Annotated in this window: 16 protein-coding genes, 1 tRNA gene, 1 pseudogene and 1 riboswitch; of the genes and pseudogenes, 9 read left to right on the plus strand and 9 right to left on the minus strand. The window is 66.2% G+C overall.

Annotated features, from left to right (window positions below):
• The 8 genes from G3N99_RS22115 to G3N99_RS22150 form a co-directional block, all read left to right on the plus strand.
• The coding region (locus tag G3N99_RS22115; RefSeq protein WP_206123474.1) for an AraC family transcriptional regulator at positions 1-350 on the plus strand (350 nt) is incomplete at its 5' end.
• Between the two features lie 102 nt (positions 351-452).
• A complete protein-coding gene (gene yiaA / locus G3N99_RS22120) occupies positions 453-896 on the plus strand; it encodes an inner membrane protein YiaA (RefSeq protein WP_174913275.1) in 444 nt (147 codons plus the stop codon).
• 139 nt (positions 897-1035) lie between these two features.
• Positions 1036-2100, plus strand: coding sequence for a glycosyltransferase family 2 protein (locus G3N99_RS22125; RefSeq protein ID WP_206123475.1), 1065 nt, complete (start codon positions 1036-1038; stop codon positions 2098-2100).
• A 64-nt stretch (positions 2101-2164) separates the two neighbouring features.
• Positions 2165-3181, plus strand: coding sequence for a hypothetical protein (locus G3N99_RS22130; protein ID WP_206123476.1), 1017 nt, complete (start codon positions 2165-2167; stop codon positions 3179-3181).
• Complete coding sequence (locus tag G3N99_RS22135; protein ID WP_206123477.1) at positions 3178-3927, plus strand: hypothetical protein; 750 nt, start codon at positions 3178-3180, stop codon at positions 3925-3927. The genes G3N99_RS22130 and G3N99_RS22135 overlap by 4 nt, the downstream gene beginning before the upstream one ends.
• A complete protein-coding gene (locus G3N99_RS22140) occupies positions 3924-5081 on the plus strand; it encodes a hypothetical protein (protein WP_206123478.1) in 1158 nt (385 codons plus the stop codon). The genes G3N99_RS22135 and G3N99_RS22140 overlap by 4 nt, the downstream gene beginning before the upstream one ends.
• Positions 5078-5695 carry a phosphatase PAP2 family protein gene (locus tag G3N99_RS22145; RefSeq protein ID WP_206123479.1) on the plus strand — a complete coding sequence of 206 codons (618 nt, stop codon included), beginning with the start codon at positions 5078-5080 and terminating at the stop codon, positions 5693-5695. The genes G3N99_RS22140 and G3N99_RS22145 overlap by 4 nt, the downstream gene beginning before the upstream one ends.
• On the plus strand, positions 5692-6639 hold the full coding sequence (locus G3N99_RS22150) for a fatty acid desaturase family protein (RefSeq protein ID WP_206123480.1): 948 nt from the start codon (positions 5692-5694) through the stop codon (positions 6637-6639). Before G3N99_RS22145 ends, G3N99_RS22150 begins: the two co-directional genes overlap by 4 nt.
• 127 nt (positions 6640-6766) lie before the next feature.
• Here the strand turns inward: G3N99_RS22150 and G3N99_RS22155 are convergent.
• The 9 genes from G3N99_RS22155 to G3N99_RS22195 all read right to left on the minus strand — a co-directional run bounded on the left by G3N99_RS22155 (position 6767) and on the right by G3N99_RS22195 (position 13311).
• Positions 6767-6843, minus strand: a tRNA-Lys gene (locus G3N99_RS22155).
• 108 nt (positions 6844-6951) lie between these two features.
• Positions 6952-7701 (minus strand): tol-pal system protein YbgF, encoded by a 750-nt coding sequence (gene ybgF / locus G3N99_RS22160; protein ID WP_011351071.1) that lies wholly within the window; start codon positions 7699-7701, stop codon positions 6952-6954.
• A 19-nt stretch (positions 7702-7720) separates the two neighbouring features.
• Entirely contained in the window at positions 7721-8233 is a 513-nt protein-coding gene (gene pal / locus G3N99_RS22165) for a peptidoglycan-associated lipoprotein Pal (protein ID WP_011351072.1), read from the minus strand.
• 17 nt (positions 8234-8250) lie between these two features.
• Complete coding sequence (gene tolB / locus G3N99_RS22170) at positions 8251-9546, minus strand: Tol-Pal system beta propeller repeat protein TolB (RefSeq protein ID WP_011351073.1); 1296 nt, start codon at positions 9544-9546, stop codon at positions 8251-8253.
• Between the two features lie 109 nt (positions 9547-9655).
• Complete coding sequence (tolA, locus tag G3N99_RS22175) at positions 9656-10711, minus strand: cell envelope integrity protein TolA (protein WP_174939350.1); 1056 nt, start codon at positions 10709-10711, stop codon at positions 9656-9658.
• Positions 10708-11157, minus strand: coding sequence for a protein TolR (gene tolR / locus G3N99_RS22180; protein ID WP_011351075.1), 450 nt, complete (start codon positions 11155-11157; stop codon positions 10708-10710). Before tolR ends, tolA begins: the two co-directional genes overlap by 4 nt.
• 10 nt (positions 11158-11167) lie before the next feature.
• Positions 11168-11845, minus strand: a complete 678-nt coding sequence (gene tolQ, locus G3N99_RS22185) for a protein TolQ (RefSeq protein WP_041492749.1) — start codon at positions 11843-11845, stop codon at positions 11168-11170.
• Between the two features lie 130 nt (positions 11846-11975).
• Positions 11976-12461 carry a tol-pal system-associated acyl-CoA thioesterase gene (ybgC, locus tag G3N99_RS22190; RefSeq protein ID WP_174939352.1) on the minus strand — a complete coding sequence of 162 codons (486 nt, stop codon included), beginning with the start codon at positions 12459-12461 and terminating at the stop codon, positions 11976-11978.
• Positions 12462-12564: 103 nt separating this feature from the next.
• The gene (locus G3N99_RS22195; protein ID WP_011351078.1) at positions 12565-13311 is read right to left on the minus strand and encodes an SDR family NAD(P)-dependent oxidoreductase; all 747 of its coding nucleotides are present in this window, start codon (positions 13309-13311) and stop codon (positions 12565-12567) included.
• Positions 13312-13491: 180 nt separating this feature from the next.
• Positions 13492-13592: riboswitch (ZMP/ZTP riboswitch) on the plus strand.
• A 137-nt stretch (positions 13593-13729) separates the two neighbouring features.
• Here G3N99_RS22195 and glyA point away from each other — a divergent pair.
• Positions 13730-13904 (plus strand): annotated as a pseudogene (gene glyA, locus G3N99_RS22200) (serine hydroxymethyltransferase); the annotation flags it as partial.

The raw sequence follows: 13904 nt of genomic DNA on the forward strand, positions 1-13904 counted from the left end.
TGTCCGGCTGGCTGGCGCTGGCGGCCGACGCGCGGCTCGGCCCGTCGGTCCAGGCCGTGCTGCAAGCGCCGGAGAAACCGTGGACGGTTGAGTCGCTCGGCGATACCTCCGCGATGTCGCGCGCGACGTACGCCCGGCATTTCCGCGAGCGGGCCGGGATGAGCGTGGGTGCGTTCGTCGCGCAGATCCGGATGATGCACGCGTGCGCGCTGCTGCAGGACACGCAGCGCGGGCAGGCGGAGATCGGCCAGGCGGTCGGTTACCAGTCCGAGGCCGCCTTCGGCAAGGCGTTTCGCGCGGTGCTCGGCACGACGCCGGGGCGCTGGCGGCGGGCGCAGCGCGAATTGTAAGACTGCAAGCGCAGCGTCTTGCCGCTAGCCAAAGCTGCTACCATGCGCGAAACGCAGTTCAACGAAAACGATTTCGAACAAGAAGAAAGAGAGGGCAAAGCAATGAACCAGACCACCATCCAGCAGCCGTCGTTCGCGTTCGTGGCCGCGTCGTGGGCCGCGCTGCTCGCCGGCTTCGCGGCATTCCTGATCGGTCTCTGGAACGCCGGCATGCAGCTCAACGAGAAGGGCTACTACTTCACCGTGCTGGTGTTCGGTCTCTATGCGGCAATCTCGCTGCAGAAAAGCGTCCGCGACCGCGCGGAAGGCATTCCCGTCACCGGCATCTATTACGGCCTCAGCTGGATCGCGCTGCTGCTGTCGATCGCACTGCTGGTCGTCGGCCTCTTCAACGCGACACTGCAACTGAGCGAGAAGGGTTTCTACGCGATGTCGTTCGTGCTCGCGCTGTTCGGCTCGGTCGCCGTGCAGAAGAACACGCGTGACCTGCAAAACGCGAAGCCGCGCTATACCGACGCCGATTCGGCGCCGTCCGTCCAGGAGTGACAGGACGCGAAGCGGGCGCCCTCCAGGCCGCCCGTTTTGCGACGACGGTCGCGGGCGACCCGCATTCGCCGATGCGCCGCGGGCTCCCCGCCTATTCGTTTCATCCATGCCGGTGCGCATGACGATGGAGATATTCCGGATGCCAGACTTCACAGAACCCACGCGGCACACCCGCGCGGCTGCCCGTGCCGTGGCGGCGCAGGCCGCGCTCGTGCTGGAGACGAACAACCTGCGCGGCGGCGCGGGGCTCGCGCAGGCCGTCGACAGCCTGAAGCGCCTCGTATCGGCGCTGTCGAAGCAGACCGTTCCGCCCGCGGTACTCGCACAATGGATCATTACGCACGACGGCCTGCCCGCCGATGCGTGCGCGGAGATCGTTGCGCTGGCCGGCCGCCCGATCGACTTCGTCGAGATCGGCGCGAGCACCGGCTACTACGATGCGAAGAACGACGGGTTCGACCGTGTCGACGCGGCCCGCTGCGACATCGTTGTGTTCGGCGATGCCGATTGCCGGCCCGCCGACGACTGGCTCGAGCACCTGCTCGCACCGTTCGCGCGGGAAGCCGGCGATGCGCCCGCCGCGGTGGCGGGGCGCACCAGCTATGCGTCGAACGTGCTCGGCATCGCGCTGACGTCGATCGATTTCATGTATTTCCCGAGCCCGCTGCGCGACGGCGCGACGCGCAACTTCTATGCGAACAACATCGCGTTCCGGCGCGACGTGTTCGCGCAATTTCGCTACGAGCCGCTCGACGGCGTCTATCGCGCGCATTGCCAGGTGATGGGGCTGCGGATGCAGGCGGCTGGCGTGGCTGTCGAGTTCGCACCGGACGCGCACACCGAACATCGGCTGCCGGACACGCAACGCGAATCGCTGAAGCTGCGCTGGATGCGCGGCGAGGACAGCGTCGGCCTGACACCTTATCTCGTGAACGCGTACCTGCCGCGCGGCTGGCAGTGGCTCGGCCGCAGCGGCCCGCTCGGCCCGTTCTGCGTGATGGCGATGCGGCTCGGCTACAGCCTGCGCGCGCTGAATCGCCAGCAGTTGCCGCCGCTTGGCGCCGTCCGCTATCTCGCGGCCATCGGCGTCACGATCGCGGCGTCTGCCGTCGATACGCTCGGCGCGCTCGCGCGTGGTTTCGGGCTCGCCGGGCGCGCATCGGCCCGGCGCGATCTCGAAGCGCTGTCCTATCACCGTCATTGAACCGGCGCCGCGCATCGTGCGCGGCCATGACAGCCGACATCCTGCATCCATACCGATAACGACCATGTCCTCTTTCGCCACCCGTGTTGCCAGCCTCGCCCTGTTTGCCGCCAGCGTCGGCGCCCATGCCGCGCCGGTCGATCATGCGGGGCGCGGGATTTACCACTTCGCGTCGCAAAGCGGCTGCCCATTCGCGAACGCGGCCTCCGCGGACTGCAATCGCATCGCGCTCGATGCGCCGGACGTTCACGCAAGCATCGATACCGATGCGCACGCGATCGTCTTCTCGAGCGATGCGACGCGTCGCACGAAGGACGTGCTCGGCGACGTGCTCCTGCAGGGCACCGGCGTCGACGGCGACGGCCGGCGCGTGCCGCTGAGCGTGCACGTGCTGCTGCGTCGCGACGGCGCGAAATGGGACCGCGACGTGTACGTCCATGCGCCCGTGCACGGCACGTTCACCGAGGTCAGGATCGATCCGTATCGTGTGCGCGTGAAGGAGGGCGAGGGCGAACGTGACGTGCTCACGCCGGACGAAACGCTGGCGCTGTTCGCGCATCCATCGCTTGCATCGCGACTCGCGCGGCATCTCGTGAAGGTGAGCGCGACCGATCCGAAGCAGCCGTCCGCGGACGACATCACGATCGCGCTTGGTGTCGGCGGCCTGACTAAGTCGGTCGCGCGTGCGAGCTTTACGTCGAACGCGCCGCACGATGCCGACGTCGATCGCGCACTCGCATCAGGCACGTGGGTGATTCGCTTCGATGCACTGAGCAATCACATTCCGGTGTGGGTCGCCCAGCGCGAGTTGTTCCTGTTCGGCCTCGACGGCAGCGCGCTCGTGAAGGACATGCGTGCACGCGGCTTCAGGAAGAACGACCGGATCGAATTCGGCGCGCGAGACGGCAACGGCTATCTGCGCGTCAACGGCCGCGAGGAAGCATTTGCGGGCGCGACCGCATCCGCGCACGCATTCATGCAGGAAAGCTTCATCGGCCTGATCCTCGGATGGCGTCGCGATCCGGCAGCCGCTGCCGCGTCCGCGACGAAATCGGCGTCCGTCCGGGGCGTGCCGGCATGACCGCGGCTGGCGACCTGCCGGCGTCGCCGCACGCGGCGCGCGATGCACGCTTCGACTGTCTCGATGCGCCCGTGCCGCGCGGCGCGGCGCGGGTGCGCGCGTACCTCGTCGATCGCATCAAGCGGGCGGCGATCCGGCAGCTCCATCGCAGCACACATGGCGAGCGTTGGGTGCTGCGCATGTACCTGATCGGCGAGGAAGCGACCGAGTGCGCGCTGCACGAAGACTGGACCGGACAGCCGCCGGACTGGCTCGCGCCGCGGATCGAGCAGCATCTCGCGGACGAGCGTCGCCATGCGGCCGCGTTTGCCGATGCGCTGCGCGCGCGCGGTGTCGCGCCGTCGACTGCACCCCATGAGCCCGACTGGCTGAGCCGACGCAAGATCATGCGATGGCGCCGGCTCGCGCAGCGCCATGCGCCGCATTTCTCGCAAGGCGTGCTCGTGCCGGCCTATGCGACGGGTCTGTGCGCGGAACAGATGGCGATGCGCGTGCTTGCGCGCCACTGCGCAACGATCGGCGATGCACATCCGTTGCACCCGCTACTCTCGCGCGTGCTTGCCGACGAGACGCGGCATGTGAGGCTCTGCTCGGACACGCTGCGCCGTCTGGTTGCGCCGTCCGAGACCGCACATCTCGCCGCGTTGCTCGAGGAGATCCGTGCGATCGAAGCCGGTTTCGGCGTGACGGGTGCGCTGGCGATGGTTGCGGCCGGCTGGCTCCAGTCGCTTCGTCCGGGCGCATGATGCCGCGAATCGTCTATCTCGCGACGGCCGACGCACGCGGCCACCTGATGCGCGCGCAACTGCTCGTGCACGCGCTGCGTGCGGCCGGCGCGCAGGTCGACGTGTTGACGACGTCCGACGCGGGGCAGGTGTTTCTGGCTGCGTTCGACATCGACGCGACCGTGTTGTCCCGCCACTACGCAGTGCAGTTCGACGAACGGCAGAACATGCTGCGCGACGCGACCGATCGCAATGTCGCGCACTATGTGTTCAGGCCGACACGCATGCTGCGTGACATCGCGCGGCTGCGAGCGATCGTCCGCGATGCCGATCTCGTGATCAACGACTCGTTTCATCCGGCGCTGCTGTTTATGGGCGCGATGCCGGGCTGGCGCCGCCGCGTCGTCCACGTGTACGGCGGAAGCCTGCGCCGCGCGTTGACAGCGAATTTCGATGCGCGGCTGCCGCGCGCACTGGCACGTGCTTTTGCACGGATCGTCGACTGGCAGATCGATTCGGCGGCGTGTTGCATCGAGCACGATTTTGCTTACGATGCCGCCGATGAAGTCCGGCGATCGTGCACGCATTACCGGCTGCCGACACCGGTGCCGATCGTCGCCGAGCAGCCGGCTTCGGAACCGGCTGCAGCAGCCGTCTATCTGAACCCGCACTTCCGCGACATCGCGCTCGCCGATGCGTTGTCGGCCGGCATGCGCGATGCAGGAATCGCGACGCACCGTGTGGGTGAGGGCTATGCCGGGCACGACGGCTGGACCGGCGTCGACGCCGACTGGGTGACGCGCGCCGCCCATGCACCGCTGATCGTGTCGGCACCCGGCATGGCTGCGCTGTCGATCGCACGCGTGTATCGCCGCCCGATCCTGCTCGTGCAGTCCGATCAGCCTGAGCAGGCGAGCAACGCCGAGCGTGCCGCGCGGCTGCAACTCGTGCATCGCGTCGTCACCTGGCGCGGCGATGCGGCCGCATTTCGGCGGGAAGTCGGGCAGGCTGCAGCCGAACTGATGCGCAACCCTGGTACGCAGGCAGGAACGATCGCCGGCCGCGAGCAGGCGCGTGCGCGCGTCGACGCATGGACGTCGCGCCTCCTCGCGCTGCGTCCGCGTGCGCAGGTGGCCGATACGGATACGCGATGCGAGGCGCCGGCGCCACGATGAATTCACTGTCGTTTCGTGACGATCGCCAGCCCGATATCCGGCAGATGCTGGCCGCGACGTTCGGCATGGCAGCCGGCCTCGCGATCTTCTTTCTGCTGGAGCGTAGCGTCACGCCGCGCTATGTATTGGCCACGTCGATCGATGCGCGGATTCCGTTCATTGCGTGGTCGTGGTTCGTCTATGTCGGCTTCTTTCCGTTCGTGATCGCGCTTGCCGCGTATGCGCGGCCGCCCGCGTTCGCCGCATTCAAGGAGGCCGTGCTGATTGCGTTCGTGCTCGGTGTCTTGTGTTTCTTGCTCTTCCCGGAAGCCGTGCCGCGGCCCGACGTCGCGGAGATCGGCAACGCGTTCGTGCGCCACCGTCTCGCGCGCATGTGGCAACTCGATCTCGCGGCCAACGGTTTTCCGAGCCTGCATGTCGCGGTGACGTGTCTTGCCTGCCGGATGCTGGCGGACCGGCGACGGCTCGTGACAGTGTCGGTCGGCCTGCTGATCTGCACGTCGACGCTGACGCTGAAGCAGCATACGGTGGCCGATGTGCTGGGCGGCGTGGCGCTTGCGATGGTCAGTGCGCTGTGGGTCGAGCGGCGCGCGCTGCGCGGGAGGCTCGCGTGACGGATGCCCGTGTTCACCATGCCGGGCCAAATGCCGAGCTTGCGCGGTTCGTGCCCGATCCCGCGTTGTTTCGCGTGAGCGCATCGCGCGTCGGCGCGGCGCTGGCGGGCGACTGGCTGATGATTGCTGCAGCATTCGCGGTTGCGATCGCGTTTCCGCATCCGCTCGTGTACGCGTTGGCCGCGATCGTGATCGCACGCAGCCAGCTTGCGCTCGCGGTCATGATGCACGAAGGCGCGCACGGGTTGCTGGCGCGGAACCGGCGTGCCAACGACGCGCTGGGTCAACTGTTCACGGCGGGCCCGCTGTGGTTGTCGCTACGGACGTATCGCGCAGGCCATCTGAAGCACCATCGCGCACCGATGGAGTCGGACGATCCCGTCGCGCTGCTGTTCGGCGTGCATGACTATCCGGTGACGCGCGGGCGGCTGATCGGCCGCCTGCTCGCGTACGCATGCGGGATCGGCTACGTGACGAGTGTCGTGAAGCTCGCGCGCGGCGAGTTCGCGCATGCGCTGCCGAAGGTCGGGAAGTCGCGCGCGTATGTCGCATGGGAAGTCGCGTCGATGCTGGCCGGCAACGGTGTGCTGTTCGGCACACTCGCGTTGGTCGGGCATCCGCTGCTGTACGTGACGCTGTGGATCGTGCCGTCCGTCACGCTGCTGCCGCTCGCCGGGCAGGTGCGCGCGATCTTCGAACATGCGGGGCTGCCGGCATGTACCGACCAGAGCCGCAACGCGCGCACGATCGCCCGGCGTTCGTGGCAGACGTTCCTGTTCGGCCCGCACGCGATTCATTTTCATATCGAACATCACCTGTTCGCGCGGATGCCGTTCCATAACCTGCCGGTCGTGCATCGCCAGCTTGTGCAGCGGGAGTTGCTGCCCGACGGCAATCTGTACGCGGGATATGGTGGCGTGCTGCGCGACGTCAGTGTGCGTTGATGTGCTGGCGGGGCCATTGTGCGTGCCCCGTCCGGTAGCGGAGTCGGGAGGGCGCGCGCGACGGGGATGCGCCAGACGCAAAAAAGCCTCCACTTGGGAGGCTTTGATTTGCACTATCGAAGATAGTTGGTAGGGTGGGAGGGACTCGAACCCTCGACTCTCTGATTAAAAGTCAGATACTCTAACCAACTGAGTTACCACCCCACGTTCTTGAAACCTGTTGGTTCGTTGCTTCAACAACTTGGCAAACGACCCAAAGAGCAAAAGATTATAGCGACGGATTGTCAGGCTGTCAACAACCCGCCGCGATAATTATTTGATCGTCTCCAGCTTGCCCTGCGCGGTCTGCGCGGCGTTCGACCCGGCATACTGCGAAACGACCTGCTCGAACGTCTTCTTTGCGGCCGCCTTCTGGCCTTGCTCGAGCTGGTTCGTGCCGATTGCCACGAGGGCGTCGGCTGCGCGCGGGTGCTGCGGGAACTTGCTGACGATCCCTTGCCACGTTGCAGTCGAACCGCGGTAGTCGCGCAGCGCGTATTGCGCATTGCCATACCAGTACTGCGCGGTCGGCTGGTAGGGGCTCTGCGGATACTTCGCGATGAACGCACGGAACGAAGCCGCCGCCGCCTTGAAGTTGCCGTTGCGGAACTGCTGCTGCGCCGCGCTGAGCGCATCCGTTTCACCCGGCTGCACGGTGCCTTCGACACCATCGATCGTCGCCTGCTGCGGCTCGAACTTCTTGAGCCGCGTGTCGAGATCCTGGTAGTACTCCTTCTGCTGCCGCTCGAGCGTCGTCAGCCGGTTCGTCAGATCCTCGTTCTCGCCGCGCAGCGTCGCGACCTGCTGGTTCAGCTGGTCGAGACGGCCGGATTGATCGAGGATCGTACGCTGGGCGGCCGACAACTGGCTCGCCAGGTTGTCGGTCTTGCTGCGCAGATCGAGCACGGCGCGGCGCGCTTCGTTGTCGTCGAACACGCCGGCGTGCGCCGGCGCGGCCGACCACGCCGCGCCGGCGACGCAGAATGCTGCGGCAACGCGCAGCAGGGATACACGGTGCGTCATACGGCGATTCTTCCGTTACTTACTGTTGGTAGACGAGGTCGGCGCGACGGTTCTGCGCCCACGATGCTTCGTCGTGACCTGCTGCCTGCGGCTTTTCCTTGCCGAGGCTCACGGCTTCCATTTGCGAATCGTTCACGCCGAGCAGTGCCATCGCACGGCGGACGGCTTCCGCACGCTTCTGGCCCAGCGCGAGGTTGTACTCGCTCGTGCCGCGTTCGTCGGTGTTGCCCTGGATCAGCACGTGGCGCTGCGGGTGGCTCTTCAGGTACTGAGCGTGCTGCTGCATCAGCGGCTGGTACTCGTCCTTCACCGAATAGCTGTCGAAGTCGAAGTAGATGCTGCGCTTCGCGAGCGGGCTGTTCGGGTCGTTCAGCGGGTCGACGTTCACTTGCGCGACGTTGTCGGCGCTCGGTTGCGTGCTGACTGCACCCGCGTTGTTTGCCTTGTCGTCGAGCTTCACGCCCGACTTGCACGCTGCGAGCGCGCTGATCATCATCACGGCCAGGGCCAGACGAGCTTTATTCGACATCATGTTTACTCTCCTTGTGGTCATTGCATGAAGGGCCCCCACGACGGCTCACGAACGGAGCCGCCCTGGACGGACAGGATTTGCGGCGGCGCGCTGCCGTCGGAGGGCACTGCTGCCAGAACATTGCGACCACCCGACTGGGTAGCGTACAGAAGGTACTGGCCGTTTGCCGCGAAGCTCGGCGATTCGTCGCGATTCGTATTCGTGATGGCGTTCGCCGCGCCAGACTGCAGATCCTGAACGTACAGCTTGAAGCCTCCCCCCGTGCGGGAGATGTAAGCGAGCAGCTTGCCGTCCGGGCTGATACGCGGACTCGTGTTGTAGCTGCCGGTGAAAGTCACGCGCTGCGCGGCACCGGCGCTTTCACCCTGTGCGGGCATCCGGTAGATCTGCGGCGCGCCGCCGCGATCGCTCGTGAAGTAGATCCAGTGGCCATCCGGCGAGTAGAACGGCTCGGTGTCGATCGAGCTGCTCTGCGTGAGGCGGCGCAGGCCGCCGCCCGTCGAGTTGACCGTATAGATTTGCGTATTGCCCGTCAGCGACAGCGCGACGGCCAGCGTGTTGCTGTCCGGCGACCATGCCGGTGCGCTGTTGTTGCCCTTCTGGTCGGAGACGATGTAGCGACGGCCGGTCGGCAGGTCGTGGATGTAGACGATCGGCTTCTTGCGCTCGAACGACACGTACGCGACCTTCGTGCCGCTCGGCGACCACGACGGCGAGATGATCGGCTCGGTGCTCGACAGCGCGATGCGCGCGTTCTGGCCGTCCGAATCCGAGATCTGCAACTGGTAGCGGTTACCGGTCTTGATCACGTACGACAGGCGCGTGGCGAACACGCCACGCACGCCGAGCAGCTTCTGGTAGATGTAGTCGGCGATCTTGTGGCCGGCCGTGCGCAGCGTGGTGTCGGTGGCCGTCAGCGACAGGCCGCCGAGGCTTTGCTGCTTCACGGTGTCGTACAGGATGAAGTTGACCTTGTACTGGCCGTTCGCCTCGCGGTTCACGCTGCCGGCGACGAACGCATTCGCGCCCTTGGCCTTCCAGGCGCCGAGATCGACCGATGCGCTCTCCGGCACCGGCGTGCTGCCAGCGTCGATGTTGGTGAATTTGCCACTGCGGGCGAGGTCGGCGCGGACGATCGACGTGACCTGCTGCGGCAGGTTCGCCTCATTCGCGAAATTCGCGGTGGCGATGGGGAACTGGGTCGACCCGACACCGGTGATCAGCACGTTGACCTGGGCGTTAGCGGCGCTGCCCGCCGTGATCAGACACGAGGCCACGAGTGCCCTGAAACCTAGCTTTGTCATCAAACTCATGCTTCTTGCTTCCCGTATGACTTGGATCGCTGCGCAACGGCAGAGACAGTAAAAATACCCGATTCGTTCCCGTCCGACAGCGACGCCCGGAGTGTAAGCGCATTTCCTTTCACTCCGCAGCCTTGAAGGTAATCGTAATGTCCGAAGGGGTACGACCGTTAGAATCGGGCGGCAACGGGACCGATGCGTGGATCGCATTGACCACGGCTTGATCCCACCCCGAATTCCCGCTGGAGCGGGAAACCGATGCGCTCAATACGTCACCGGACGGCGTGCACCGAATCTTGACGACGGTGGTCAGGCCTGCTCGCTCGCCGCCCCAAACGATGTTCGGTTTGACGCGGCGGCGCACCTTGTCAGCATAGCCGGGCGTGGCGGCATTGCCGCCGGAGCCCGTGCCCGTGCCACTTTTCGCGAGGCCTTCGCCGCCGCCTTCACCGGCGCCGGACAGGCCCTGCATCTGTGCCAGGCGTGCGCTGCGCTCGCGGTCGAGCTTCGCGTTCGCTGCCGCATTGGCCTTCGCGCGCGCCGTGGCTTCGGCCTTCGCCTTGGCCTGGGCTTCCGCCTTTGCCTTCGCGGCCGCGTCGGCTTTCGCCTTCGCCGCCTGCTGCGCTTCGAGTTGCGCCTGCTTCTGCTGCTGAAGTTTTTGCTGTTCGAGCTTTTGCTGCTCGGCGAGCTGCTGTTGCTTGAGCTTGTCGGCCTGCTTCTGCTTGTCGCGGTCCGCGGCTTTTTGTGCGGCGAGTGCGGCTGCCTGCTGCGCCGCGAGCTGCGCGCGCCGGGCTTCCTCTTCCTGCTGGGCCTTCAGTTGCTGCGCGCGGCGCTGCTGTTCGAGCAGCGCTTCACGCGCGGCCGCTTCCTGCTGCCGCTTCTTCTGCTGCAGCGCGATGTCGGCCTGCTCGTCGCGCACGGGGGGAGGGGGCGGCGCGACCTTCACGGGCGGTGTGGGTGTGACAACGGGCCGCGGCGCGGGGACATCGGGCACCTCGGTCCACAGCTCGGCTTCGGCGCCGGCCGGCGTGCTGTTCTGCCACTGCACGCCATGATAGAGAAACAGCGCGAGCAGCACGTGCATCAGCGCGGCGAGCGCGAATGCGCGCCAGGTGCCGCGCTCGCGGGGAGGCTGAGGCGGGTAGGCGGAGCTGCGCGTGGATTGCTGCCGGTTCATTGCGATTTGACGAGGAGGCCGACGCGCTTGACGCCACGCGCCTTCAGATCGGACATCACGGTCATGACGGCATCGTACTGCACGGTCTTGTCGGCCGCGATCACGACCGGCTGGTCGGGATGGTCAGCCTGCCGAGCGACGATGAAGCTGTCGAGCTCGGCCTTCGTCATCGTGTCTTCCTGGGTCGCGCCCGAGTCGCCCTTGTACTTGACGCTCATCGTGCGGTCGGCCTTGATGTTGACGACGACGGGCGGCGTCTGCTCCTGCGGCGCGGCGTTGCCGACGGTCGGCAGGTTGATGATCGACGGGGCGACGAGCGGTGCGGTGACCATGAAGATCACGAGCAGCACCAGCATCACGTCGATGTACGGCACGACGTTGATGTCGGCCATTGCGCGGCGCGAGCGGCCGCCGCGCATGCTGGATCGGATGGGACTTCCTGCCATGGCGCGCTCCTTACTGGGCCTGACGCTGCAGGATGTTCGAGAACTCTTCGATGAAGGTCTCGAAGCGGATCGCGAGGCGGTCGATGTCGTGCGCGTAGCGGTTGTACGCGACCACCGCCGGAATCGCGGCGAACAGGCCGATCGCGGTGGCGACGAGCGCCTCGGCGATGCCCGGTGCGACGTTCGCGAGCGTGGCTTGCTGCACGTTCGCGAGGCCGCGGAACGAGTTCATGATCCCCCAGACCGTGCCGAACAGACCGATGTACGGGCTGACCGAGCCGACCGATGCGAGGAACGCGAGGTTCGCTTCGAGCACGTCCATTTCACGCTGGAACGACGCGCGCATCGCGCGGCGTGCGCCATCGAGCACGAGGCCCGGATCGCTGATGCGCTTTTCCTTCGCCTTCAGGAATTCGCGCATGCCCGATTCGAAGATCCGCTCGAGCGCGCCGATCGTGTGGCGGTTGTTGGCTGCGCTCTGATACAGCGCCTGCAGGTCGCCGCCCGACCAGAAATCCTTCTCGAAGCGTTCGGTCTGCACGCGTGCGCGGCGGATCGCAAACCACTTGCGGAAGATGAAGGTCCACGACATCAGCGACAGCAGCAGCAGCAGCCCCATCACGGCCTGGGCCAGCACGCTCGCGTTGAGGACGAGGGAAATGATCGACAGGTCTTGAGAAGTGTTCATAGAGGTTTGAGTAACGTCCCTTCGGGGCGCCCGGTATGCGTGTGGCGCGGCGCGCCGGCCATGCCTGACGCCGAACCTTGCTTAGTATCGAATCAGAAAGGCAAGTTCATAGGCTTTGTCTAAACGGGGCTCATGCGAGCTTCGTTGACAGGGCAGTCTGCCCGTCGTCGATGACGGGCCCGCGCTGCAGCGCGTCGAGCACGGCCGGCGGGATGGCCGCGGGCCGGATGCCGGTACGGTCGACGCAGCCGAGACGGATGTGTCCGGCCACGAGCAGCGTGTTTCCGCACCAGGCTTCCTGCGTGAATTCCACCGATGCGCGGCCGATGCGCCCGGGCCGGCTCGTGATCGCCAGTGCGTCGTCGAGTCGCGCCGGTGCGCGGTAGTCGAGCGACGTGCTGCGGACGACGAAGATCGCGTCGGTGTCGTCGGCGAGCTGACGCTGGTCGATGCCGCAAGCGCGCAGCCACTCGGTGCGGGCGCGTTCGAAGAACTTCAGGTAGTTGGCATAGAAGACGATGCCGCCTGCGTCGGTATCCTCGTAGTACACGCGCACCGGCCAGATGAAGCCGGAGGGCGCTTCCGGGGAGCGGGTAGGCTGGGTCATGGCGCGCATTCTACCGGAAGGCAGGAGCCTGATTCGTAACCGATTCGTAACGGAATGTAGTATGCCGTAGCACACTGCGGGCCGGCCCGGAAGGGGCCGGGCCCGCGTGGCTTCAGCCGCGGTGGACGGTCGGGCCGCCGGGGGCTTGCGCGATCGGCATCAGCTCGATCGTGTTGACGTTCACATGCGCCGGGCGCGTCGCGATCCAGTAGATCGTGTCGGCGATGTCCTCGGGCATCAGCGGCTGGACATTGTTGTAGACGTTCGCCGCTTTGGCGTCGTCTCCGCGATAGCGGATGTTCGAGAATTCGGTGCCGCCGCACAGGCCGGGCTCGATGTCGGTGACGCGCAGCGGCGTGCCGAGCAGGTCGGCGCGCAGGTTCAGGCTGAATTGTCGGACGAAAGCCTTGGTCGCGCCGTAGACGTTGCCGCCGGCATAAGGGTACGAACCCGCAACCGAGCCGATATTGAAGACGTGACCGCGACCGCGGTCGATCATGCCGGGCAGCAGCGCGTGCGTGACCGTGACGAGGCCCGTGCAGTTCGTGTCGATCATCGTGTGCCATTCGTCGAGGCTGGCCTTTTGGGCCGGCTCGACGCCGAGCGCGAGGCCGGCGTTGTTGACGAGCACGTCGAGCGCCGCGAATTCGGCGGGAAGGGCGGCCGGCACGGCCTCGACGGCCGCGCGATCGCGGACGTCGAGCTCGAGCGGCAGAAGGGAATCGCCGAGTTCGGCGGCGAGTGCATCGAGACGATCCTTGCGGCGCGCGGTCGCGACGACGCGGTGGCCTCCCTTGACGAAGGCACGGGCGATGGCGGCGCCGAAGCCGGCGGACGCGCCTGTGACGAACACGATCATTGCTGCTCCTGGTCGATGACAAAATAGCGGGTGGTATCCCGCAAGCCTACTGAGATTGCCGCACCGCGGCAAGGCGGCAAAGCGTTCCCGCACGGGCGCGTAGAGTCTGGCCCCAATTGCTTCCGGCGCACCGCCGTGCGGTTGCCTATTCATGACGCATCCAATACACTAACGCGCTCATCACCCCCGCGTGACTGGCGATAGAACCCTTCGGGTTCAAGGTGGAGCATCCCACCGTGAAGCGCGGGGCGCCGTTTTTGCCGTTCGCCTGGGCAGCCGTTGTGCGCCGTCGCGTGCATCGCCGGTGGCTGTCCTGCCTCGCGTCATACGGATTCTTCCGCCACGTCGAGCTGGTCCCGCCAGCAGCGCACCGTACTCGGCCGCTCCGGTCAACCTGTACACACTTAACGGAAACCGTATGTTTGACAGAGCCCAAAGCACCATTGCGAACGTCGATCCCGAAATCTTTGCCGCGATCGAGCAGGAAAACCGCCGCCAGGAAGATCACATCGAGCTGATCGCGTCGGAAAACTACACGAGCCCGGCCGTGATGGCTGCACAGGGTTCGCAACTCACGAACAAGTACGCGGAAG

The organism is Burkholderia sp. Ac-20392, from assembly GCF_017104585.1.
GTDB lineage: Bacteria > Pseudomonadota > Gammaproteobacteria > Burkholderiales > Burkholderiaceae > Burkholderia > Burkholderia lata.